Here is a 25914-nt window from a genome sequence, read left to right as displayed (position 1 = left end):
GACACTCACTTGGCCTGACTGACCGTAACCGCGCCAAAATCGATCTCGACACCGGGGCCGGCAAACAGCGAAATTCCCCAGGCTTTCTCCGCGGGTTCATGCTTATGAATACGCTTGAAGTCCTCGTAGACATTCACGCGCTCTTCGACCCATTCCCCGACCGGAACCACCCCGCTCTGCACGACCAACTCGGATCCACTGAACATCCCCCCCTCAACAAACGTCCCCTCCGGCTTTCCGGCGCTCCAGATGTATTTCGTAAATACCGGGATGAACATCAAATCAGTATCCAGGGAAGCATAGAGCGCGGCAATCGGCTCCGACCCGGTTGGTGCCTTATGGAGACGCCACCGCCAGGTCAGTACCGGGTAGACCTTCGGGTCCCAGTCGATTTTGCGTTTCTTCACACGCTGCCCGGCATCCTTGGCAGCGAGAAACTTTTTCCCGTCCTGCGACTGAATCTTGTAGGCATCGCGCCCCTTGGCCTGACTACGCTGGTTCTCATGCTGCCAATCGATCGGAAACCCATCCTGATCCGCCGACTGAAAATCCTCCAGCACCAACACGCCGGCCTCACCTGCATAGGCCGGAGCAACGGATCCCGTCACACTGCACACTCCCACCACACCCAAGAAGCCGATCGCCGCGACAAACTTCCTCATAGTCATTTCACATTCCTTCATCAACGTCCTTAGCCCTCATGAGACGGAGACGGCAGAAAGCCTGCCTCCTTCTCCGCACTCACATCCTCATGCATCACCGGCTGCTGTCCGCGCTGACAGACCCAGAACAGGAAAAATACCGCCCCCCAAAACAAGGCCATATTGATCGTGACCATTTTGGCAGCGAACCCGAGCGATGGCGTAAACGCCCACGGCGACGTATCCGGCATCAACTCATTGACATGCCAGGCCAACCGGCCGGAAGAGCGGATATACCCCATCAACCCCATCACCCAGGTAAACGCCGCCGCCAACCCGAACAAGCCCACCATGCCGCGAACCGAAATCTGCCCCCATTGCACAGGACCGTGAATCGTGGCACCGCGCAACATACGCCGGTTCAACAGCAAGCCCAGTGTGACTACGAGTAACGTGGTGACGGCCTGTGGACCCGACAGCCCGACGCGGAGACTGGCGGGAAGATAGAATCCATAGACCGATAGGCCGATGATGTGCGCGGTTCCGAGGCCGAACAGAGCCCCCAGAATGACGTTTCCTGCTTTGGCCCATGAGATCGTCATCGTTCGATTTGCGCGTCGATAAAAGATGTAACTCAACGCAGTGATGCAGATCATCACATTGACCGCCCCGTTCTTCGACGACATGACACCGTAGTTTCCAATTACGGGATGCTGTGCCCCGCCCATGGCTTTGACTTCCGTCCCGGTCATCAGAATCGTGTGCGGCGTCAACCAGATAAACAGACAACCCGTCAGGGCGAGCAGCAAATATTGATAGTAGGGCTGATAACGCTCTCCACCACGAATCCGCCCCATACTCTGCCACAGATAGTAATTCACCCCGAGAAAGAGAGCGCCGATCAACAACGCCTGCACCACGAAGAGCCAGGTCAGCAACCCGCCCATCATCGTGACACCCATGCTCTGACTGTACGCATAGACGGAACGCATCAACCAATAGCCGGCGAACGGCATCGGCAGCAATGCGCAGACCGTCACAAACAAAAACACGTAGCCAACCCAGTCGTAGTAGGCCCGCTCCTCCTGGCTCTTCCCGGAAAAGAACCGATAACAGGCGTAGGCCAGGACCACCGCGCCACCCGACATGATGTCCGCGAGGAATCGATGCAAGTTCAATGGATTCCAGAGTGCAGAGCGAAGCAGATGCCAGGGATTCCCCAAATACCGCCCCTGCCCGTCGACGCCGGACGGCGCCATCATGAAGGCCGACCAGGCATTGGCCAACAACAGCAACGACGTGCCGAACACCACCGCCAGCACACCGATCGACAGATGGACCCACTTCGATCCCGGCGCTGCCATCCGATCCCAACTGTAGTAGTACGCGATCGTCAGAAACGTCGTCCCGACAAACACTAGCGCATAGAGGGGCATCATGACTTTAAAGGTGCCGCCCATGTACTGCATGAAGCTGGGATAGAGCGTGATAAACATCGTCAGCATCACGCTCCCGACCGCCGCGGTCACGGACAGTGCAAGCAGCGCCACCTTCAACAGATCTTGCGCCAACCCGTCATAACGCACAGCCATCGCGGGATTCCTCGCCACCAGCCCCAGGAATTCCAAGAGGACGCAAAAGATCGGCAGGGCCAAGACGAAACCACCAAAGTACGTATGCTGCTGAATGATAAACCACATCAGCAACCGGCTATCGAGCGACCCGACTTGTGGGTAATGGTTCTCATTCGCCGTCGGCGCCGAGGGACCGTCCGGAACCCCCGGCGTATGGAAATAGACATCTGCGGAGGGGTCGGCGGCCACCAGCAATGGTGGATTCAGCAGCAGCACACTCGCGGCCACCAGCAACCCACACAGCAACAGAATCACGGACGGAAGCGGAAGGCGTTTGATCATGACGACGCTCTCTGGCTATTCTTCTCGAAGACAGCCGCAGACCCAGTCAATGCCGTACCAGCAATGGCTTCACGGGACTTGCCGAGAATGCCCATGACGAATGGGCAGCGCAACAAGGCGCTGGGCACTCCTCCAGGCTGACGATTTTCAATCTCCCGCCGATGTCCCAGGTAATAGCAGTACAGCGCCATCACGCCACCGACGAGGCCGGCGACGCCAGCGAAGAGTCCGGGGGAACTCATCGGCTGTTTCAACACATACAGACAACCGCCGACCAACACCAGATAGTAGGTCGAGGCAAAGGCCAACCCGGGCCACCACCAAAACTTCACCAATTCACCCCATCGAGTCGCGGTCAATCCGGCCATCCAGGCTGTCCCGTTCCCCTGCCCGGCGAAAAACGCCAGGAGACCAACTGTTCCCGCCGCCATCGTCACGACAGCGCCTTGCGCCAACACGGCCAGCTCTCCGCCGACGACCGCCGCTAGGAACATCGAGAGCCCCACACAGCCGACGACTCCCGCCGCCACCCACCCAGCCAGTGCCGGACTCACTCGCGCCAGCAACGCACGAAGTCCCGCGCCGTCAGGAAACGTGACGAACGGCCGCCCGCTGGCTTCAAGCCATCGCACATACCCGATCTCAAATGCATCGCGCGCGACGGCCGTACTGGGAATAATCATCGCCATCATGGCCGGACCATCCGGATGCTTGGCATAGTCATAGCCCACCAGCCAGAGCAGCGCCAGCACGAGCAGCGACAACTGCACTCCGTAGACAAAACCGATCCAGGCGAGAATCCATCCGATACGTCTGGCGCCATCCATGCTCATCAGTCGTGCAAACGGCACCGCTCGACCGACACGATAGGCGCATATCGCCGTCACCAGGGACACCAGGCCACTCAGGATCAGCAGCGTGACCGGCTCTGCCAGCGACATGCCATGCTTCGCCGCCCGGTACACCGCAAACGCCACCAGCCCCGGGACAAACATCACCAGGCGCTTTCTTGTGCGAACCGAATCTTCGGTGACAGCCAGCGTCAAACTTGGAAGGACTCGTAATGCCAATCGGTGCAACATGTTGTCAGTCGCCCAGCACAATGATAGAGGGCGCGAGAACGACTCCGGGGACTCTGCATAAGAGCTGCCTTAGCATTTACGCGTCATCACGCTGAGCCGCCATGCCGAAATACCGCGCCTTCACTTCTTCCATCAGCGCGACGGTCACAGAGCCCTCACCACGATCCACCGCCGTTCGTTCCAACTCAACCCGAGCCATGGCCCGAACCGGCGCCGGCACATTGGCGAGGCGCTGCTCCGCATCCGGGTCCCATGAGACCATATCGCCCGTTTTCGCCTGATCGATCAAATCGTAGGTAATCACTCGCTGCCGTCTGGTCCGGGCAAACCCCTCCACCAGTTCACGCAGGACTGGAACGGCATAGGGAGGAACACGATCCAGCCGATGCCGGGCATCATCAGTCCACATCAGCCGATCGACCAACCCCTCGACCTGTCCCACCGGCACATCGACCCCCACTACCCACTGGCAGGACCGACATTCCGAACGGACAAACCACGTGGGATCGCCCTCACGGGAGCTACGCTCCTCAACACCCTCGGTATGCATCCATCCGCCGCACCCGCACACAAGCATATCGGTCCTCAGCCCCTTATCTCCGCTCGACGTTCCTAGCCGATTTTCCCGGGATAGAGGATGTACAACATGGCATAGGTAAAGGTCCCGGTCAGAAAAAGGATGCAGTAGACGATCATCGTGAACCGGCCAAGGGCGCGGTGCCGCTGCCCCCCATCGGGCCAGATCCGTTGAATGCCCATCTCCACAGCAAACACGATCGCGACCAGGGTGAGAAACCCGATATAGACCTCCAGCTTGCGCATGGAAAACCCGGCAGACATGACGCGTGTCCCGAACAACAGCATCACCACCGCCAGGAGCACCGCAAATATCAGGCTCACCTTTTTCCACGATGTCTGCAACCGAGATACGCTCAGCACCCGTGCCCCGCCCAGAAACTGCTGCGAACGGAACCCCAGCACGATCATGTACACAGCCATGACCAGCCCGATGATCACCAGAATGATATGGATTGTCAGCACAGGGATGAACACGTAGTCATACAAGGCCTGAGAACCACCGAAGCCTTCTTTTCCTTCGAACGCCAACACCCCCAACTGCCGAAACAGATAGTAGGCGGTGAAGAATCCGACCATGGTCACCATCCCGCCCAACATGAGCCAGTGATGGTGGTGTCCACGATGCTGCTTGGCCTGCAACCATCCGATGATGAAGAGGCCGGTAAACAACGTGGCCATCAACTGGCTGAGATCGGCCCCCATCGTGGCATGGGTGCCGAAGAATCCCGGCTGGCGCAAAAATTCAAACATGGTACATCTTACCCGACCGTGGGTCTGACACCTTGCACCACCGCCGTGCGCTCGATTTCATCAACCGAGACATATCCCCCATCGTGCATCCACTGCATGGCTTCTGCGGTGCGGTAGCAGGCACCTTGTTCCGTATTGACGAGAATATGAACGGCAAACGCCGCCGTCCAGGCGGGGCTCGTACCCGAAGCATCCAAGAACCGGTCTTTGATGATCAAGCGCCCGCCGGGATTCAGGTGGCTATGGATTTTCTTCACCAGCGCGGCATTGGTGGCCAGATCCTGATAGTGAAGGATATCGGACATCAACACCACGTCATAGGGACCACCCAACGAATCGCGGTTGAAGTCGCCGGCCTTCAGGGAAATCCTGCCCTCAAGCCCCGTATCCTTTACGGTCCGTTCGGTCAACGGGAGCGTCGTCTGCAGATCGAAGACCGTCGCCGAAAGTTGCGGATACACCCGGCAAAACGCAATGGCGTTGGTCCCGGCTCCGCCCCCGAGATCGAGCATCGTCCGCGCCTGACCGAGCGCAAGCCGTTTCGCCAAGTCCGGACCACTTTGCTGCCCGATCCGGTGCAACACGGACAACACATTGGCGCCAAGCGCTGGATCCGTCTCAAATACATGTTGCGTCACCGGCGATCGGCCGGTTTTCACCGCCTCCTCCAGCTTGCCCCAATTCCCCCATTCGGCATCATGCAACAGCAGCAAGTGCCCAATATATTGCGGCCCATGCTTGACGAGATGCGTCGTGGCGACCGGCGTATTGGCATAGAGATCGCCGGTCTTCGACAGCAGCCTGATCGCCACCAGCGCATTTAGAAGTAACTCCAGCGCGCGCACATCGGCGCCGAGTTTTTCGGCCGCTTCAGAGGCGGTACGGCCTCGTCCATTCAGCACCGAAAAGACGTCTAATTTCACGGCTGTCAAAAGGATTTTCGTTTCCCAGTAGTAGCCCAACTGGAAGACTTCGGCGAGAGACAATTCACGAGGCACAGATCACCCACTCAGATAATGTGGTGTTGAAATTTGGCATCTTACCCAGTTCAGAAAGGGAAACGCAAGGCGAGGAGCGGGCAGGAAAGAACCTCTGAACACCAATAACGATGCGGGTCGGCCGACACGATCTTACGGATGGAATCGATGAACTCAACAGGGGACACAGATGAGGAGGTCGAACGGAAGGCCGAACACGAGGGGGCACAAACGAAAGGGGCAGTGATCCGACTTGGACCACTGCCCCTCAGTCAGCGGGCTATCCCACCGTGGTAAGCGAACCTACTTGATCTCGGCCTTCAACGTGGCCGATCCACCCTCTGCAACCTCGACCTCGAATTCATTCAGCTTGCCCTTGCCGACAAACGGGTGCCAAACCACCACTTTGTGCTTTCCGGCAGGAACGCCCTGAATCTCGAACGATCCATCATCCTTCACCACTGCATGGTACGGATTCCAGACAGGGAGGAAGAAAGACTGCATGAACTCGTGCTGGTCGCACTGCAAACGATAGAAGCCCTGCTTTTCCGCGCCGCCACGGAAGGTCACCGGCTTCTCCAACTTGTCGCCCTTCTTCGCCAAACCGATGTTGAAACCGGTGGCCGAGCTGGAGCCCTTCACCACGAAGCTGTGCGGGTTGTGCAACACGCCCAGCACGGACTTGGGATCATCGGGATCGGCATCCTTATTCTCTGCACGGAAGTTCTTGTTGTTCACCACCACGCCGCTGAAGGGCAAGAATTCGCAGAATTCCGCCGTCACGTCGGTGCCCTTGAACCCATCCTGGAACGCCTGATCTTCGATATCGACCACGGAGACGATCGCACCCTTCAGACCACCATCCTTGGCAACTTCAATGGTCTTGAGAAAGCGCTTGTCGCCATCCATGAGGCTCTTGTTCGGGTTCTTCGGGCAGAACTTCGGGTTCGGGAACTTGGAGAAGGAGAACTCCTTCTGCTCGGCCTTCCCGGCATAGGTCACTTTCCCGGCAATCGTGCCTCCGGCAAACGAGACGAGGGGCGCAGCCAAAAATGCTGCGGCCGCAACGCCGAATACTACTTTCATCGCACCCTTCTTCATGTCACTGCCTCCTTAGTAATGAACATTAACCGAAACCGAACACCTACTCCGTCACCACGCAATCACAAGGGCTGGTGACCCGTACCCTTGTTATAACAGTCGCATTCACTTGACGTGGCTCCACGTCGACTACGCTTAGGCCTCTGAACATTTCTCTATACTGGAATCATACTCACACTGTCAACTTGAAATCCAGCCGCCAAAGCCCCCTACGATTTCGCATGATTAGGGGATGACTTGGCATGAGTGAGAATGCGAGCAATCGACCCTCCCACAGTAGCCCGAACGGCATCGTCTTCGTCATGCAGGGCCAGCTTCAACATCGGCAATAGGTCTACGCCTCCGATCTGCCCGAGTGCCCTGGCTGCGGCGATCCGAGGGCGCGGAATGGGATCTTTCAGCACGCCGGAAAGAAACTCAATCGCAGCCTTCATATTGGCGCCATGCGCCCTCCCTGCTGCCTTACCGGCTGCGGAGCGGGTTCCGGGATCATGATTTTGCGCCAATTCGTACAGTTCCTCTCCAACGGATTCAAACGGTTCCTCGACCCGTAACAACGCCGATATGACGGCTGCCTTGACCACCGGGTTCGGATCAGCCAGCGCCTTCCTCAGGGCAACCAGTGAATCTTTCACGCCTAATTCGCCCAGGCTGATCGCCGCCGACGTTTTCACGGCTGGAATTTTATCCTCCAGCGCATGCTCCAACGCGGGGATCCCCTGCACCTTCCCAAGGTCCCCCAAGGCTGAAGCGGCGGCCCCGCGCACAGATGGCTGCGTATTGGTGATGGCCTCCAGCAGAACCGACAGCCCGCGCGCGTCCTTTAGCTCCCCCACCATCCGCAGCGCTGTGGCGCGTTCTTCCGGATTCGGGGCGGAGGCGGCCTTCAGTATCGTGTCCCACATCGCCGTCTGCCCCGTATGGTACAACGCTCCCGCCGCCGCAAGCCGCACCGCCGGCTGTTCGTCCTTCAGGGCATTCTCAAGTAGCGGAATCACCGAGCGGTCCCCGCTCTTCCCCAGCACCTTCAGTACAGTGGCCTTGACCAGCCCGGCCTGATCTTCCAAGGCATTCCGCAAGCGCGGCGAACGGCGTCCCGCCTCCAGCCTTCCAAGAGCTTCTGCCGCCAAGGCGCGCACCAGCCCGGATCCGTCACTTAATCCGTCCTCGAGCGCAGGAATCGTCTCCGGAGAATCCACGTCTTTCAGCGCCGTGTAGGCCGCCCCGCGCATCTGCTCCCGCATGTCCTTAATCAGCACGTATACGAAGCCCAACGCCACGTCTTTCAGCAGCGTCCGGTCCTCCTGCTTCAAGTCCTGCTCCAGGCGCTCGTACTCAACTAATGCGTCCTTGGGCTTTCCTAAAAAAATTAGTGCACGAGTCTTGAGCCGCCGGGCCTCTGGTTGGGGTCCCTGCTCCTTATTCAGCTGCTCGACGAGGTCTAGGGCCTCCTGGTACTGCTTCTTGTCGAACGCCGCCTGCGCTTCCTTCAGCGAACGCGCTGATGCCGCCGACGGCCAGAGACACAGGAGCACCCCGGACGCAACCGCCACTGCCATCCACCCAATTGCCATTCGACGCCAACGCGACTCACCGTGCAATGCCATGCAATCCCTTCCTGGTCGTACCACGAACGCTACCCTCTTTCTTGTGTTGCGGATGCCGGGGCCCAGCGTCGATATCCCGTCGGTTCTTCGAAATAGTAGTCCGGCTGCGGAGAAAACCGGATCCGTGAATACTCAATGGACCAATCCCGGTCCTGGCTGACCAGTTTCAGGACCACCCCGGTCTCACCATCCACCCATTCGTAAAATCGTTCATCCCGGCCGTTGTAGTCCACCCGCACCTCGTACAGCTGGGATGCGCGCCCGATCATGGTGGCATCGCCCACTAACGTCCGGCTCTTTTCTCCCGGAAGGCTGGGTTGAATCGGCAGGATTTCTTCAGGCTTGACGGGAACCGGAAGAATTTGCCGGCGCTGGGCCAGCAAGAACCACGACTCGTGCTTATCCAATCGAACGATTTCTATACTGGAATAGCCGAGCTCAGTCTTGACCGCATACTTGTACTCCAGTCGGATGCGGTCGCCCTTTACAAACACCTGGGCCTCGAAACGACGCCCTTCCACCCGCTTCACAGCAGAGGCAGAAAATTCCGCCGGAACGGCGGGGGATATGCGATTCGTATCCGCGGCATCACTGACACCGGGCCAACAGAGACACGCCGAAAGAAACACTCCCACGCACCACCGTGAGAGGTCCTCCCACCTGGGCTTAGCGCTGATGCTCCACCAGGGGCTCGATCTCCACGGGATGGCCAAGGGACTCCAGCCCGAAACGGGGATTGTCCATGACCCTGTAGGCCGTCCGGGTTCCCCTGGGAGCCGGCAGTGCCACTTGTTCTACCGTCGTCCCGTCCGGACCGACCATGATCGTCCGCGTCACCCCAGGCCCTGACTGCGGATGCCAGACCACCATCTGATAGGTCCCCGGCGGGACATTGTCGATCTTGAACGCACCCTGGTCGTCGGTCACCGCATAATACGGATTGTTCACGGCCATCGCCCAACTTTCCATGTAGGCGTGAAAACCGCACTGCATGTAGAACGTCCGCCGCCCTTTGTTGAGGTAGACCGGTCCCACCAGAGATTTTCCTGGCGCATGATTGTGAATCGCGTGCATATTTCCGCGTTGATGCTGTTGATTCAAGATCAGAGGCGTATTAAACAGCACCCGGGCCCCGGCCTCGGGAGAAGTTTCATAGCCCTGAATGTCGTGCATCACCGGATCCATATTCACCACTTCCACCGCATGGCCATTGCGCACGATCGTCATCCAGGGACCGAACATGCAATCCCGCGCCTCGATGAGCGGCACCGAAAGATCAAACGGCTTCCCGGACTCGACCCCTTCGAGCAGCACGACGGCATTTTTCAATCCGCCCTCGGCGTTTACCATGAAGTCGCGCAGCAGACGCCACCCCTTCCCATTCGAGATCCTTCCACAATAGGTGGGGTCCGGGAAGGTAATGAGATTAAAGGCCTTCGGATCCGGAACGGCGCCCGACAAAGTGACTCGTCCTTCCAGCGTCCCGCCATGCTGAACGTCGACAATCTCATAGGCAGAGACCGGGGGCACAACCTGAGACAAGCAGACGATAAGTGCAAGACAACGGAGCAGGCTGGAACGAGTCACCCTCATAATCTCCCTCTTTCTTCTTCGAAGAGACCTTAGGGAACCTGACGCTGCAATGTCGGACGAATATCCACAACCTTTCCAAGCGACTCGGGGCCGTAATGCGGATTCTGCTCGATTTCATGCACGCTTCGACGTCCTTGCGGAGCCTTGAAGTCGAAATCGACGGTCGAGAGGCCCTTTTCCGTCACGGTCACTTTCTTCTGCAACATTGTGCCGACCCCGGGATGCCAGACCATCAGCGTATAGTCGCCAGGCGGAACATCCGTCAAATTGAAGGTGCCATCATCACCCGTCAGCGTGAAATAGGGGTTATCGACGGCGAATCCCCAGCTTTCCATATAGGCATGGAACCCGCATTGCATCAGAAAAATTCTTCGCCCCTTGGTCATATGAATCACTTCCGTAACCGGCTCTCCCGCCAGATGCTCATGACTTTCCGCGCTCACGAGACGTTTGTGATGGGGATTCATCGGCAACGGGGTATTGAATAGGACGCGAGGGCCGAGCTGCGAGGTTTCATAGGCTTGAATATCGTGCATGACCGGATCCATGTTCATGACCGCTACTTCAGAACCATCTTTCACAACCGTGACAAAAGGAAGGAACCGGCAATCCCGCGCCTCGACAGTCAACGGTTCAAACTTGAACGGCTTCCCCTTGGTCACATCGGTCAGCACGACCACCACATCTTTGAGACCCTGGCTGGAAGCCAGGGAAAACTCATTGAGGATGCGCCACCCCGTTCCAGTTGAAATGCGACCGCAATAGACCGGATCGGGGAATGTGATCAGGTTATATCCCTTCGGGGTAGGTTTTCCCCCGGTCATGGTGACTGTCCCTTTTATGGTACCGCCATCCGTGACCGCGATCTCCTCGTACGCCCACGATGGAGACCAGCAGACACTGACAGCGCAGAGCACGGCAAGGCCGACTAGTCGCATGTCATTCCTCCAGTAATAAGTATGATATCGATACAAACAGTGCCGACAAACAGTCAGACGTATCCGCTCATCATACACAATCCCCGGCGAACAACAAAAGGGGGGAGCCCTTTCAGGCTCCCCCCTCCTCACCTCATCTCTCGAGAGATGCGATCAGTCTACTTAGCCGCGACAGGAATCGCGTGCACAACCGGCTGCTCAACCTCGGCACTCTTGGTACCGGCGCTCGCGCCAGCCAATGGCAACAGTCGCGTATCACCGGACGGCAATACACGCACATAGCCCCACTGTCCGGACTGCGAGTACGGTAAGCGCTGGTTGCTGTACACATAATCCCCGGGCAAACGATACATTCCACCCGCCGAAGGGAGGAACGCATCGATCGTTTCCGAACCCGAGAATTCCACGACACTGATCTGATCAGCGCCCCGCATGAACGGCTCGATCGGCCATTCGTGCTTCTCGACGCTGAACATGCCGTTCTGCTCATTGCTCACACCCAGCACATGGATGCGCACCGGGTCACCAGCATGCGCCTCGATGAGCGGGGTGGCCGGATCTTCCGGCTTGTCCGCCTTGCAAGGTTGGAACACCTTGCCGAGCGAGCAACCCTGCTCTTCACGGAACTTGTACGGTTCCGACCGGTAGTTGACGCCGGTCAAACCCGCCACGTTCTGCACGTAGGGCATGAAGCTCGTGCCGATGATGTTGTCTTCATCCTGGAAGAACAACGCCACGTCACGATAATTCGCCCGCATTTCATTGCCCGGCACCGAGCGATCGATGATGACATCAGCCGCCCAGGCGTTCTTATTGGACAAATCTGCGCCGGTCTTAGGATCGCGATACTTCGATCCCTTGGGTCCGACGACGACGGCACCGAACAACCCGTTCCGCGGATTGGTCATCACATTGCCCCAATCCCACACCAACGAGGTGGTCTCACCGTTAAACGGATCCGCGTAGTACGTGTACTCACGCTCGCCCCCCGGGGCCACGGTCTGGTCACCCGGATTGTTCCCCACGTTTGCGCCCATGGAATCCTTCGGGTCGAAGGCCAGGCCGATCGCAGAGAAGGAGGCTTTGCTGTCCTTCATCTTGTTCTTCAAATGGACCTTGACGCAATCACCGCTGTTCACACGGAGCGTCAACGGCATTGGATGCGCACCGCCGGCGACTTTCGCGGTGTCCTCTTCCAATGCATAGATCTTGGCTTCGGCATTGGTCATGAGGATCCGTCGCTCAAAGTCCACCTCGATGGATTCCGGTGCCTTGGCATTGAACTTCATGCCGGCATAGTCCATCGCCACCACGTTGAACTGCTTGACGGGAGCATCGGCGGGACAGACCGGCAGAGGCTTCGGCAGCTCGCCCTTGTTGGAGAAGCCCGCGGGCAGCTTCTTCAAATCAGCCTGCTCCTTGTCCAAAACCCGAATAATTCCCCAGCCACCCTCGGAGAACTTCGAGGAGCGGCCGTTGAAATGGATGTAGTCGCCGGCCTGGTGCCGTGATCCACCCGCTTCCGGAACCACCAGGTCATACCGCTCGGCGATACCGATATGGATGGAATTCTTCCGATTGGCATCCGCCGCATACCGCTCGGTCCAGAACGTGTGGCCGGACAGGGTCCAGACCATCGACTCGTTCATGAGGGTGTGCAACAGACGGAAGACCATCGTGTCACCGACATACGCACGCAAGGTCGGCGTATAGGGATCACCGTGAACCAGGCTGCTGAAAATCTGTGACGAATCAGGATTGGTCGCCAACCGCTGTGCAACCGGCGCCGCCCTGAAGTTCAAGCCGCTGCCGGTGGTGTGCGTTCCACCGTTCAAGAACGGCATCGGCGTCATGTAGATCTTCTCCGGCATCATGAAGGAGACGGTCTTTCCCGCCTCGAGCGCCACTTCAATCGGCTGCCCGGGAGGATTGCCCGCCGTCACAATATTGACGGTGTGCGGCACGGTATCGTGCACCTGGACCATCAATTCACGGAAGCTGTTGTTCACGCCATGACCAACCGGCTCATTCGTGTGAATGTCCGCAATCGGTCCGCTACGAATCAACTTTCCGGTCTTCGGGTCATGATACGTCGATCCAACCGGCTCGGCGATGAAGGTGCCGAAGCCGCCGTGCGGCCAGGTGGTCGCACCGAACGCGTGATCGTGCCAGAACACGGTCCCCACGTCCGCATCGACCCAGAACCGCTGACGCACGAACTCGACCGTGACGATGTCATTGGCCGGGTGATCGTTCTTCAGCCCTTTGGCCAACGTAATCGTATTGCCGTTGATGGCCTTGATGCGGGAGATTTCATTTCCCTTCACATTGTCGGCCCCGACAAGCAGCAGGGTTCCGACATGGAACTGCTTAGCATTCTTCACCGTGATCGTGTTCGCGCCCTTCTTCGCGGCGGCGGTTACGACGGTGTTCATCGGGACAGGAAGTCCCTTGGCGTTCTTCTTTTCCAGCATCGTGAACGGACGCACCGATTGTTCATAGGAGAATCCGGTGATCACGCCGTCGGACGCCTGGTTGTCGAACTGCAGGAAATGCCAGTGGGTGTTGATCTTCGACGACTGGAAGTTGGTGTAGTCATCGTCGTCCCACTCGCTGGTCAGGGTCCAGTCCACGCAATCGTAAATGTTGCCGCGGACGACCAACGGATACTTCAGGTCATCGTTCTTCCGAATCTCCGCCTCTTCTTCGTGCAAGACATAGATCAAGCCGTTCGGATCGATGACCGGCGGCTCCTTGCCCGTCTTCTTGGCGATGGTGATCGGGAGCTTAATGAAGTGGACATTGTAGTGCTTCCGTCCGGCATTCTCCGGGCAGAGACTCCAGTTACCGTTCTCGCCAGGCAGAGCCTGATCGACACTTTCCTCGCCGTTGGCATCCCGGCGGATCATCTCCAACCAGGGCGCACCCACATGGTTCGGGGAGAACATGACGCGTCTCCCGAAATGCGGGGTGAGGTGAGGCCAGGCCACTTTACCGGTCAACGGCTCGAACGTGATCGGATGCCGCTTGCCCGGATGGGTCGACTTATACTTCGGGTTGTCGATCGTGCTTTCCGGCTCGCTCAATGCACGGGTGCCTTCCCAAGCCCAATCCAACACCGTGGCATCGTAGGACACGGTCTGTCCCTTTTCATCGTTCTTGTGTCCCGGTTTGCCCATCGTCGGGAGCTGCATTTCGACCCAGTCCTTGATCGTGACGGTAGCCGGATTGGACTTCCAATCGCTCTTGCCCTTCTCGACGATCTTGAAGGACTTGCCGAACCAATCCACGGTCTGACCAACTAACTTGTCCGACGTGATCGGACCCTTGATGCGACCTTTCCGATCAGGCAGCTCAAGCAGATCCGGCATGACGTCATTACGCATGTCGCCCTGTTGAAGGGTATTGTACACGCGCCAGTATCCCCACATACCCGCCACATAATGGTGAGCTACATGGCAATGGAAGAGGAAATCGCCGGCCAGCTGCTGGCACAGGCCGGATCCACATTCCGTCTCGAGGTCCAACGCTTCCGACGGCCCGATGACTTCCACGTCGACACGGTCGGTCTTGGCACGAATGACGGGATATTTGACCGGTCCGTTTCCGGCGGTCGTCCACAGATTCATGTCATCGATGGCGCGCGGGCTGCGCGGCCACCGGATGGTGCCGCCATGCGGATGGTGGCTATGGAACACTTCCGATCCGCCGTGGACCAGGCGGAACTTCGCCGGGTCGCCCATGTACGAGCGCGGGATCGTGGGAGACGGATCCCCGAAGGTGTACGAGCTGTAGCCCATCGACTCGTCTTCGAATCCGAAGTACTCGTGCTGCACGTGCATGTTGTTGATTCCGAACGGCTCGCTGCGATAGTTGATCGCACGACCGCCAGGGCGATAGGCGTCGGTCAGCGGATCACGCTGAGGAAGAAAGTCGCCCTTCTTGTTGACGGGGCGGAAGGCCTCGTCGCCGACCTCGTGGTAGTACAGGACGAATTCACGGAAGTCCGGTCCGGTCCCGTTCTTGATCATGACCTGCCAGCCGCTTGAGGCGGGCGTGGGCGCCCCGCTCCCCAGCGCTTCCAGGTATTCGGATCCGCGCGGCTCGACGACGAAGGACCCGAAGAGACCCATCACGGTCAACTCGCGGTCATTGGCGAAGGTGTGGAACTGCCGGACACCCTCCTGGGTGCTCGGATGAATGTACCACTCGAACTCTCCGCTCTTATCCTTCTGAACGATGCTGTCGGAGTTCGTCGTGGCGGCTGCGGCACCGGTGGCGCTCACCACCATGCTGGAGCCATGGATATGAAGGCTGACGTCTTCGCCACCCTCCAACTTGTTGCTCAACTTGATCTTGACGCAATCCCCCTGGTTGCCGCGAATCGTCAACGGCTGAATCCACTGGGCTTGCACACCGGGAATCACCGCGCCGGGGTCAAAGCCCTCTTTCTCACGCGCTTCCCGATTTTTCGTTTCCTCCGCCCGGACCTTGTCGAGATTCTCATCCAGGGTGTACATGTAGCCGGGATAAAAATCGAGCCACTGGTTCAGCGTGATCTCGACATTGATCGCCGACACATTGTACTGCCTGACTGGTGCGGAGGCCGGGCACTTCCCGCCTCCCGCAAGTGCCACTGGCTCCACTCGTGGGTCGGACATCAACAGGAGGTCCTGACCGCCTGCTCCATATTGGTGCATCATGGTCTGGGTATTGAACATACCCGTATTGACCTGCTGCGCCTGCGGATCATGCGTTAAATGCTCCATGATCCGTTGGTGCTGCTGCTCAACCATCGCAGAACGCTCCGGCTTTCCAGCCATCGCATCTTCGACGATCGTCTGCCCCTTCAACTTTTCCGCCCAAGACGGGAGTTGATGAGACATCGCTGTTTGTTGCGGCGCCGCATGGTCCACATGCGGCTGAGTTTCAGCCGATGCGGCTAGCGGAAGGCACACAAGCGCACCACCAGCGATGACGCTGAGGGCGCGCGATGTGACACGAGTGAACCAATGACAATCCATGGACCGGCCTCCTTGGATAGAGTTTGGAAAGAAACAGATGAAAAGTTATGAGCGCTTACGATCAGAACATGACATCCTCAACACTGGAGATACGCATTCTGGCTGTAATCCTGCGGCATCACGCACGCAGGGCACTCCTTTAGAAAACAAGTGCCGGAGATTACTGAACTGATCCGTCTCTGTCAACCCCCTCACCTGCTCGTACAACATATGCTGCCAAGCGGTCGTGCGCTCACTTGATCGACTTCCATACACGTTCTCCACCGGGGCGAACTCTGAGGTTGCCGCGCACTATCACCGCCAACAACATTTCCCGGTCCATTGTCTCTCTTCCGCAACTTCGGGCATAATGACCCATGATCTTGAAACGCTGGCTTGTCGGCCTGCCACTCAAGACGAAGGAAGCCGCTCACGAACGCCTTTCTAAGCGACTCGCCCTAGCCGTCTTTTCGTCCGATGCCTTGTCCTCGGTGGCTTACGCCACGGAGGAAATTCTGCTCGTCCTGACCCTGGCCGGCGCAGCCATGGTCGGCTACTCCATCCCGCTCAGCCTCTCGATCATCGGGCTGCTGGTTATCCTGACGATGTCCTATCGGCAGATTATTTTTGAATACCCTGAGGGTGGCGGCGCCTACATTGTCGGCAAATCGAACCTCGGCGAATGGCCGGGACTGGTCGCGGCTGCGGCCTTAATGATCGACTATGTGTTGACCGTCGCCGTCAGCGTCGCGGCCGGAATGGCCGCGCTCACCTCAGCCGTCCCGGCGCTCCTTCCCCATCGTGAAGCTCTCTGCGTCGCCGCAATCCTTCTGGTGACGGTCGTCAACTTGCGAGGTGTCCGCGAGTCGGGGCAAATCTTCGCCGTGCCGACCTATATCTTCATCGCAACCATCACGGCCATGCTCGGCGTCGGCGCCGTCCAGATTCTGTTCGGCCATGCGGCACGTGTCGAGCCGCTCCCCAGCATGGCGCCCACGGAGCCGTTGACGCTGTTTCTCCTGCTTCGCGCATTTTCTTCCGGCTGTACCGCGCTCACCGGAGTCGAGGTCATCTCGAACGGGGTCTCCGCGTTCAAGAAGCCTGAACCGAAGAACGCCGCATTTACCATGATCGGTATGGCGGCGATTCTCGGGACCATGTTCATCGGTATCAGCGCCATGGCCTACTACTTCGGCATCGTCCCCAAAGAGGATGAGACTGTCGTGTCTCAAATCGCGCGCGCGACATTCGGAACCGGCCCGCTGTATTTTCTCGTGCAGGCATCGACCATGGTCATTTTGATTCTGGCCGCCAATAGCAGCTTTAACGGATTCCCCCGCCTGGCCTCGATCCTGGCCCGCGACAGCTATATGCCGCACCAGATGTCCATGATGGGCGACCGGCTCGTCTTTTCGAACGGCGTGATCATTCTCGGCGTCTTCTCCTGCCTGCTGATCGTCCTGTTCAACGGCGACACCCATGCGCTGATCCCCCTCTATGCCGTCGGTGTGTTCCTCTCCTTCACAATCTCCCAGGCCGGAATGGTGAAACGCTGGCTCGTCAAGAAGGGGCCGCACTGGGAAAAGAAGCTGTTGGTCAACGGCATCGGCGCCGTGACCACCGCCATCGCCACCTTGATTATTGCCAGCACCAAGTTCGCCCATGGCGCATGGATCGTCATCGTGCTCATCCCGCTGCTCATTACGTTTTTTCGCGCGATCCGCTCCCACTATAAGGCCGTCTCGGAACAGGTCGCACTGTCCCGTGGACACCGCCCACCCATGCCCCGGCGCAACATCGTCGTCCTCCCGATCGGCGGGGTCAATCGGGCCGTTATTCGCGCCGTGGACTATGCGCGGAGCCGTTCCGGAGACATTCGTGCGGTTCTCGTCGATGTGGATCCGGAGGAGACCGCCCGGGTGGAAATCCAATGGGCCCAGTGGGGTTGCGGCGTACCGCTCACGGTGCTGCCCTCACCTTATCGATCAGTATTGAGCTCGTTGCTCGATTATCTCGAACAGGTGTTGCAGAAAGATCAGGAATGCTGGGTCACGGTGGTGATCCCGGAAATTCTGCCCGCCCGTTGGTGGCAAAATATTCTCCACAATCAACGGGCCTTCATGCTGAAAGGCGCCCTCCTGTTTAAGGATCGCGTCATCCTAACCGACGTGCCCTACCACCTCACGAGGTGAGCATGCGACAGACACCATCCAGAGGTTCAGCGAACAGGCAGAAGGCGGGTGCGTGCCTGGTTGCGCTCACCCTTTTGCTTTCCCTCCAGGTGTGGCCGGCATTGGCCTTTAAGATTGTTGCTCCGTCCGACGGTGCAGTCTTGACCTCCGGCCAGGCAGTTCCTGTCGAGGTTGAAGCAGGGAGAGAAGCAGGCCTCGTCGAAGTGCGCTATTACTGGTATCCGGAGCAGACCGAGGCCCTGGTGGAACAGGGAGAAGATCGAGCAGGGAAGGCTTCCCAAGGAAGCATGGCCACAGAGAAGTATTGGCGGAAAGACAGCATCACCGGAGCGCCTGTCGTGGCCCTACCCGCGTTGACCTCCAACGTCGACCGCGTCCCCCCCTATGGTGGCGCCTTGCCTGTCCCGTCAGATGCCATCGGCCGCATGCGACTCCTGGCGATCGCCGATATTTCACAAGGCCGGTTGGGCCGCAAAACCGTGTTTGATGAAGTCTTTGTCACCGTCCGACCTACAGCAGACCTGCTGTCCATCGACTTCGAGACCGAGAAACCGCTGCAACTTGGTCGCACGGGACAATCCTCCGCCTACGGACACGTCGACTCCCTCGGCAAGATCTTCGAACTTCCCGTCGTGGGAGAATTCGCCGACGGCGTGATGCGTCCCCTCTCCTCCCCCAGCACGGGCACGGAATACAGCTCCGGCGACGACCACATCCTCAAAGTCCTACCGGATGGGCTGCTACGGATTGTCGGCAACGGCAAAACCTCGCTCACCGTCACCAATAGCGGCAAACAGGCCACGCTCGATATCCGGGTGGAGGTTAATCCTGAGCCGAACGCAGCACCGATCGCAGATGCCGGCGCCCCGAAAACGGTCAAGTCCGGCGCGAAGGTACGCTTGAACGGATTGCAAAGTCGCGACCCGGAAGGCGAAGCCTTGTTCTATGCCTGGAGTCAGGTGCGCGGAAGCAAAGTGGCGATGCTCGATGTCAACATGGCCGAACCCTCGTTTACCGCGCCCTACGTCTCAGAAACCCGCACCTTTCGCTTCAAGCTGCGCGTGACGGATAAAAAGGGTGCCGATAGTGTGCCGGCATATGTCGACGTCACCGTCGAGCCTTGACGGTTGCTGAAAAAGGTCCCCGGCGGCGTTCTCAGTCGTGCCCTTCCTTGCAACGTACCATAAAGGTACGCCTCAGTTCTGAAGTGCGCGGAGTGGCAGACACCTGGCAGAATCCGAACCGAGGCACTCACCACCGATTAAATCAACGACCCTTCGTTCCGACAACAGCGAGTACTGCGAGACAGGTTCGCTCTCCTGGCAAGGTCTACAGGAGACATGCGGCCAGGACATTCAGTCCAAGACTCCGCCTACCGTATCTTCTTGGATACTCATCGTATCTTGCTGGATACGACGACTGGAAGTATGACGGGACAATCTGCTCGAATCACGTCCATCACGCGGCGGTGGAAATCCGCATCGTGCTACCGGACCCAGAGAACTAATTCTCCACACGAAATGCCGTGGCGTTAGCAGTCACTGCCGGGCAGGCGACATGACAGTGCTTACATCAGGCTAAACAACTCGCGCGCACGGGCCAACTCGGCTCGATGGCGGCGCAAGGCGGGACCGAACGACGACCGGCTCACATCTTTCTCATGGGTCAGCATCTGTTGTTCAATGTGTGCCAGCGCATCGGCCAATTGCGTCACCACTTGCTTACCTCCGCGAGTCAGCCATTTGAAATGGCCGCCCGCAAGATCGAGATCGTTCAACGAGTACCGCACCGAATCGATTTCTTCGAGACAGCGATAGCGGGCCCGCTCAAGATCGCGCGGGCTGAGGCCAGCCCTTTTCCATCGTGCAGTCCCCGCCCGACTGGATGCCCACGTAGACAGCCTCTCGAACAGCATCGCCCCCATGGTGAACGTGAAGGTCGCGTGAAGAATCCCTCTCAGCGGCCGCAGACTGCGCCGCCAGGGTGAATAAAAAATCTCCTGGTTGTGATCGTGTTGATACATCGCGTCTTTGCGCAGCAGCAAATTGAGGTGATGGTGGCTGTTCTCGTGGATCAGATCGTCGATCAAATCGAGCCGGTCACGGTCAAAACAATTGATGGCAGAGAGCCCGGGACGATGCCGGTAGCTGAAGCTCACTACACCGGAGGCTTTGAGCGGTACGACACGCGAGGTCAATAACGCCAGCAGCCGATCCCCCTCCGGCCAGGCCGACGCAATAACAGACAGTGCCCGTCGCATGCGTGCGGCAATCTCCGGCCTCGTCGGCCGCACCGCCACCGGCGTCTTGTCTTTTCCATAGACCAGTGTCGGCCCGAGTACAAGCGCGCCATATTGGCTCTCCCTGAGGCACAGGGGCTCGAGACGCCGCCAATGCCACCGCGCCTTCTTGCCGTATGCAACCAGGGCATAGTCTTGATCGCCGACCAGCAGATCGATCCCGGACGGCTTGATCAGAAATTCACCCTGCCCTCCTGTCCGTTTGAGCGCCGATCGGACCGGGGCTGGAGCCACATAGGACAAGCCTGCCGTGCCGACCGCACAGACCCAGGGCAATTCGACACGTTCCACATTCGCATTCAAATCACAGGGCACCAGCCACGCGTCCTTACCCTGCCCGGCTACCCACGCACAAGCCAGCTGGGGAGCGAGGCAGACAGACTCTTGCGTGATTTCCCGCGCCAACCGCTGGCAAAAGGCGGTCAGTCGAGAAAGCAGGAGGCGAGGCTCAGGCTTGCCGTTGGGGAAAATCTCATCGGCATACCCGTGCTCGTAGAATTTTTCCCTAAACTCCGCGCGGAGCTGCGCGGCAATCTCTCCGCGAGATCGCTCCTGCCGCACCTGCACCAGGATGTCGACAAAATACAGCAAGTCGTTCAGCGACTCGATCCACCCGACCACCTTCCAATTGCCGTAGTCCTCGGATTCGAACGACTGTCCCAACGTACGAAACCAATCGACCGGCAACCCGAACGTGCAGACAGCGTCGGCATAATTCCGTTCAAAATCCTGACATACTTCCTTGAGCAACCCTCGCATCGAGCGCCGGAATTCCGACATCAGCTGTTCCAGTACCCGCGCATCTAATAACGTCATCCGCTGCAGCCTTTCTGGATCACATAGGGTGTCGCGCGGGCACTCTACGCGAGTGCCCGCCGACTGACAAGCCAGCCAGGTGGCGACCGACTGCGGGAATGAAGTCATCTCCGATGAAGCGATAGGAACAACCAGGGGAAGAAATGTCGAGAGAGCGGCCACGCCTGGCGGAGGACGATTCGTCGAGGCTGCTGCGTCGGCGGGACAACCCCGCGAAACCGGCGCCGGTTTCGCGGGGGAAAACCTACGCCGTCAGCTTGATGAGATCAAAGAGGAACGGCTTCTCGGGAGCCGAGGCCGGAACAGGATGGAGATGAGAATTCTGCACCATCCGATGGCGCTGGATCAGCGTATCGACCACATTGCCGCAGCTCAGGCACCGGTGCGCACTCAGCCGCATGGGGTGATAACTTTCCTGCAGATCGATCAAATCGTCCGCCACCATCAAACCTTCACATCGCGTGCACGTCATGAGTCGCCTCCCTTCGGACAGCTGCTGAGATCTCCCGTCCTGCCTGGAAAGATCTCGTGCCCATGTGAACAACTCAACACCCGTCAGGCCTGAATAGAAGCAATGTGGATGCCACTGATCGCACCGGGCCATTTTTTCACCTGGCCGAAGGATGCGATCACACCAAAACCGATCCTCTCGCGCCGAATTGACTCGGCTGTGACCGAATTGGTCTCATGGGACAAAAATGGGTAGAATCGACTAACTCCGCTGAAAACCTATCTACCCCTGCTGAATCAGGGTTCAGATCTATCCCTGCGGACCGGGAGTCACGTACCGAAAATGGCGCTCAGCGCGACAGAAATTGGTTCCATTGTTCAGGAACTGGCGTCGGCCCTGGCCGAGGGCTGGATTCAGAAGATCTCCCAACCACTCCCCGACGGCCTGTTGCTGGAGATTCGTGTGCCCGGCCACACTCGTCGTTTGCTCTGTTCCCTGCGCGACGGAACGGCACGGATACACCTCGTGCGCGAGAGCCTTCCCAATCCGCCAACCCCGCCCTCGTTTTGCCAGCTGCTGCGGGCACGCATACAAGGCGCGCGTATCGACGGCATCACACATGTCCCCGGCGATCGGATCGTTCGACTGGACCTGACAAGCCGGGATGGACCGGTAGCGCTGGTTGCAGAACTGTTCGGCCGGAACGCCGACCTGTTATTCCTGGATGGAGAGACACGTGTGCTCGCAACGCTTCGACACAATAGAGAGCGGGTGGGCCAGATCTACCAGGCACCGGCCTCGGTACCGGTACGATCATCGCCCTCAGACACAGCGACTCCCGCGCTGAAACCTCAGCCTCCGACGGAGGCTGATCCATTTCCACTCTCATCCAGGCTGGACAGTCTCTACCGGGAGCGCGAAGCAGAACTGTCGCACCTCGCCCAGGTCCGACAGCGCGAATCGGCACTACGAAAAGCCCTCAAAAATCTTCTGCGTCGGACGGAAGGTCTCCGCCGCGACCTCGAACAGGCTGGACGCTACGAGCCCTACGCACGATACGGCGAACTGTTGAAAGCCAATCTCGGATTTCTGAAGAAAGGCATGACCGCCTTCTCGGTGGTGGACTATTACGATGAGCGTCTACCGGAATTGACGATTCCGCTCGATGCCACCAAGGGTCCACAGGCCAACATGGATGCGTACTTCGCAAAATATCGGAAATTCGTCTCTGCCCAACGAGAAATTTCACCGCGCGTGGCGGCCATCGAGACGGAAGCCCAACAACTTCAGGCCGAGCTGGAGACCATCAAGAATGGAACCTGGCAGGCACCGAGTAGTGAGCGACGAGCGACAGCTGGCGCGATGCCACGCCCCGGTCGGAAAAACGCTGCCGACGAGAAACGCCGGGGACCATTTCGACGCTTCATCTCATCGGACGGCCATCCGATCTTTGTCGGGCGCAACGCCCGCGAAAATGACGAACTCACCTTCGGCCTGGCTAAGAGCGAGGATCTTTGGCTGCATGCCCGGGGCACACCGGGCTCGCATGTCGTCGTGCGCCTGGAGAAGGGCACTGATCCGCCGCCTGAGACGATACGGGACGCAGCCACGCTCGCCCTGCTGTATAGCGATCTAAAGAAAAGCGGGAAGGGCGATGTCATTTACACTCGACGCAAATGGGTCAAGAAAGCCAAGGGCCAGGCACCGGGCGCGGTGACTGTGACCCAGGAGAAGACCGTCTACGTCACCCTCGACAAAACGCGCCTGGCGGCGCTCAAGGCGCGTAACACCGAAGGAGGGCTCTAGACGAAACACTTCAACCTGCTCCGCGTCGCCTTTCCCTCAATGTTCGAGAAATGATAGAGTGCCCACATATGGGCACCGGCACAGACAGGCGAGATCGATTTCGCATCCTGAATGCGCTGCTCCAGGCAAAAACGCTTCGGCAGTTCGATGAACGTCTCCAGCAGGAACTTGCACCCCTCCTGGGCTGCGAGATCATCGGCCTCTACCTGTACAGTGAAAGCACGGCAGCCTTCTCGCCCGTCTCGGAAAGCCTCCGCACACCGGCGTCGCCCGCCTATCCGATCGATCAGTTGCCCGCCGCCGGCACCATTAAAGAAGCAGCCGTGCTTGCCGGGCAGGCCATCTTCACACACGACTTGAGTGCCTCGCCCTGGGCCGAGGCGCAGGCCATCGACACTACAAGCTGCCACGCGACCTCGGTCCTGGTGTCCCCGATCAGGATACCGGCTGAATCCCGGCCCTGCGGAACCGCCAAGACCTTGGCCGTGATGGTCGCCGTCTCGCCGGGAAGGCCCGGTCTCTTTTCTGAAGAGGACCGGGTGTTTCTCGACATGCTCGGCCTTCATATCGCACCGGTCCTGACTGCGGTCCTGGCCGCCGAAGAACGCGACACCCTGGTCGCCATCAACAGCCAGGTCGTACTGGGCACCATGACCCTGGATAATCTCCTGAGCTCGATACAGCCCATTCTCCGTGAGGTTATCCCTCACGACACGACCGGCCTCGTGAGGTTCATCGGCGCCCCCCACGGCCCCTGGTTCGAGATCGTGTCCTGTGAAGGCGTCGCCGTCGATCAGGAGGCGTTGAGGCAATTTCCCTTCGAACGGATGGCGCCGGCCGAAATCCTGGCCACCGGGAAGCCCCTGCTGCTCACCGGATACAACCAGGAACGGTTTGCGGAACATACGTATTTCGAGTCACTCGGCGTGTTCTCGGCCATGCTCTGCCCGCTGCTGGTCCGCGGGGCGCCCTACGGCTTTCTGGCGATCGGAAGCAAACGGCGGAACGCCTTCTCCGAACGCGACCTGGCGCTGGCCGAACAGATCGGCTTTCACTTGTCGCACGCCATCGCCAATCTCTCGGCCTATGACCAGATCCGTCAGCTCAAGGATCAGCTGGAACAGGAAAATGTCTATCTGCGTGAGGAGATGGGTGCCTCTCTCGACTTGACAAGCCTGATCGGCAACAGCGCCGCGCTGCAGAAATCGCTGAAGGCCATTGAGCAAGTCGCGCCGACCGATTCCACCGTCCTCATCACCGGGGAAACCGGGACAGGCAAGGAACTGGTGGCTCAAGCCATTCATCGACTCTCGCCGCGCCAACACAAGGCGCTGATCACCGTGAACTGCGCCGCGCTCCCGCCCACACTCATCGAATCCGAACTCTTTGGTCACGAGCGGGGCGCCTTCACCAACGCAACATCCCGCAAATTGGGGCGCTTTGAACTGGCGCACGGCGGTACGATTTTCCTCGATGAAGTGGGAGAACTTCCGATCGATCTGCAAATGAAACTCCTGCGCGTGCTGGAGGCCCAGGAATTCAACCGGGTCGGGGGAAGCCACACCATTCGAGTCGATGTACGCGTGCTTGCCGCCACCAACGTCGATCTGCATCAGGCCATCAAACGGGGCTCGTTTCGGACCGATCTCTTTTATCGCCTCAACGTCTTCCCGCTGCGCCTTCCGACCTTGCGGGAACGCCGCGAGGACATCCCACTGCTGGCCCGCCACTTTGTGAAAAAATACAGCCAGCGCCACCGGAAGCCGGTCACCCGAATCAACAGTGCGGCCCTGAACGCCCTGTCCGGCTACGACTGGCCCGGGAATGTCCGGGAGCTGGAACATGTGATCGAGCGCACCGTCATCGTGAGCCAAGGCTCGATGATCACCGTCAATGAACTGGATGGATTGGGCCTCGGACAGGACCCGTCCCCCGAGCCGCGGACGCTCGCAGAAGCCGAACGCGCGCACATCGTTGAGACACTCTCTCGAACCAATTGGATCCTGGCCGGTAAACAAGGAGCGGCGGAGAAATTGGGACTGAAGCGGTCCACGCTCCAACACCGCATGAAAAAACTCGACATCAGCCGCCCGCCTCGACAGGCCTCGTGAGTGCCCGTATGTGGGCATGCCACTCTAAGCCTTGCCGAAATCTCGGCACTTC

General features: G+C 58.8%; 18 protein-coding genes. 4 read left to right on the top strand and 14 right to left on the bottom strand.

The features are described 5' to 3' along the window. Positions 1–5: 5 nt before the first annotated feature. From H8K11_16575 to H8K11_16520, 12 genes are all read right to left on the bottom strand, one after another. A complete protein-coding gene (locus H8K11_16575; GenBank protein ID MCS6265367.1) occupies positions 6–662 on the bottom strand; it encodes a DUF3047 domain-containing protein in 657 nt (218 codons plus the stop codon). 29 nt (positions 663–691) lie between these two features. After that, the gene (locus H8K11_16570; GenBank protein MCS6265366.1) at positions 692–2557 is read right to left on the bottom strand and encodes a cytochrome ubiquinol oxidase subunit I; all 1866 of its coding nucleotides are present in this window, start codon (positions 2555–2557) and stop codon (positions 692–694) included. Then, on the bottom strand, positions 2554–3639 hold the full coding sequence (locus tag H8K11_16565; GenBank protein MCS6265365.1) for a hypothetical protein: 1086 nt from the start codon (positions 3637–3639) through the stop codon (positions 2554–2556). Before H8K11_16565 ends, H8K11_16570 begins: the two co-directional genes overlap by 4 nt. Positions 3640–3715: 76 nt before the next feature. Beyond that, entirely contained in the window at positions 3716–4189 is a 474-nt protein-coding gene (locus H8K11_16560; protein MCS6265364.1) for a PCP reductase family protein, read from the bottom strand. A gap of 62 nt (positions 4190–4251) precedes the next feature. Continuing rightward, positions 4252–4968, bottom strand: coding sequence for a DUF420 domain-containing protein (locus H8K11_16555; protein MCS6265363.1), 717 nt, complete (start codon positions 4966–4968; stop codon positions 4252–4254). Between the two features lie 8 nt (positions 4969–4976). Next, positions 4977–5966: a methyltransferase gene (locus H8K11_16550; protein ID MCS6265362.1), complete on the bottom strand. Its 990-nt coding sequence runs from the start codon at positions 5964–5966 to the stop codon at positions 4977–4979. A 282-nt stretch (positions 5967–6248) separates the two neighbouring features. Next, positions 6249–7046 carry a hypothetical protein gene (locus H8K11_16545; GenBank protein ID MCS6265361.1) on the bottom strand — a complete coding sequence of 266 codons (798 nt, stop codon included), beginning with the start codon at positions 7044–7046 and terminating at the stop codon, positions 6249–6251. A gap of 209 nt (positions 7047–7255) precedes the next feature. Further along, complete coding sequence (locus H8K11_16540) at positions 7256–8653, bottom strand: HEAT repeat domain-containing protein (protein MCS6265360.1); 1398 nt, start codon at positions 8651–8653, stop codon at positions 7256–7258. A 29-nt stretch (positions 8654–8682) separates the two neighbouring features. Continuing rightward, complete coding sequence (locus H8K11_16535) at positions 8683–9288, bottom strand: hypothetical protein (protein ID MCS6265359.1); 606 nt, start codon at positions 9286–9288, stop codon at positions 8683–8685. A 31-nt stretch (positions 9289–9319) separates the two neighbouring features. Beyond that, positions 9320–10246, bottom strand: a complete 927-nt coding sequence (locus H8K11_16530; GenBank protein ID MCS6265358.1) for a carboxypeptidase regulatory-like domain-containing protein — start codon at positions 10244–10246, stop codon at positions 9320–9322. 29 nt (positions 10247–10275) lie between these two features. Then, positions 10276–11184, bottom strand: coding sequence for a carboxypeptidase regulatory-like domain-containing protein (locus tag H8K11_16525; GenBank protein MCS6265357.1), 909 nt, complete (start codon positions 11182–11184; stop codon positions 10276–10278). Positions 11185–11342: 158 nt separating this feature from the next. Further along, positions 11343–16208 carry a multicopper oxidase domain-containing protein gene (locus tag H8K11_16520; protein MCS6265356.1) on the bottom strand — a complete coding sequence of 1622 codons (4866 nt, stop codon included), beginning with the start codon at positions 16206–16208 and terminating at the stop codon, positions 11343–11345. 356 nt (positions 16209–16564) lie between these two features. Here H8K11_16520 and H8K11_16515 point away from each other — a divergent pair, with 356 nt between their 5' ends. Together H8K11_16515 and H8K11_16510 are read left to right on the top strand one after the other, a co-directional pair. Continuing rightward, a complete protein-coding gene (locus H8K11_16515; protein MCS6265355.1) occupies positions 16565–18379 on the top strand; it encodes an APC family permease in 1815 nt (604 codons plus the stop codon). A 2-nt stretch (positions 18380–18381) separates the two neighbouring features. Further along, positions 18382–19503 (top strand): hypothetical protein, encoded by a 1122-nt coding sequence (locus H8K11_16510; GenBank protein ID MCS6265354.1) that lies wholly within the window; start codon positions 18382–18384, stop codon positions 19501–19503. Between the two features lie 443 nt (positions 19504–19946). Here the strand turns inward: H8K11_16510 and H8K11_16505 are convergent, their stop codons facing one another. Both H8K11_16505 and H8K11_16500 read right to left on the bottom strand, forming a co-directional pair. After that, positions 19947–21494, bottom strand: a complete 1548-nt coding sequence (locus H8K11_16505; GenBank protein ID MCS6265353.1) for a hypothetical protein — start codon at positions 21492–21494, stop codon at positions 19947–19949. A 244-nt stretch (positions 21495–21738) separates the two neighbouring features. Continuing rightward, complete coding sequence (locus tag H8K11_16500) at positions 21739–21966, bottom strand: hypothetical protein (GenBank protein MCS6265352.1); 228 nt, start codon at positions 21964–21966, stop codon at positions 21739–21741. Between the two features lie 321 nt (positions 21967–22287). Between H8K11_16500 and H8K11_16495 the strand changes: the two genes are divergently transcribed. Further along, positions 22288–23751, top strand: coding sequence for an NFACT family protein (locus tag H8K11_16495; GenBank protein MCS6265351.1), 1464 nt, complete (start codon positions 22288–22290; stop codon positions 23749–23751). 68 nt (positions 23752–23819) lie between these two features. Beyond that, positions 23820–25862 carry a sigma 54-interacting transcriptional regulator gene (locus H8K11_16490; protein MCS6265350.1) on the top strand — a complete coding sequence of 681 codons (2043 nt, stop codon included), beginning with the start codon at positions 23820–23822 and terminating at the stop codon, positions 25860–25862. Positions 25863–25914 lie beyond the last annotated feature (52 nt).

Origin of the sequence: Nitrospira sp. (assembly GCA_024998565.1) — a bacterium.
Lineage (GTDB): Bacteria > Nitrospirota > Nitrospiria > Nitrospirales > Nitrospiraceae > Nitrospira_A.
The sequence above is the reverse complement of the archived record's forward strand: the minus strand, read 5'-3'. Positions and strand labels throughout refer to the sequence as shown.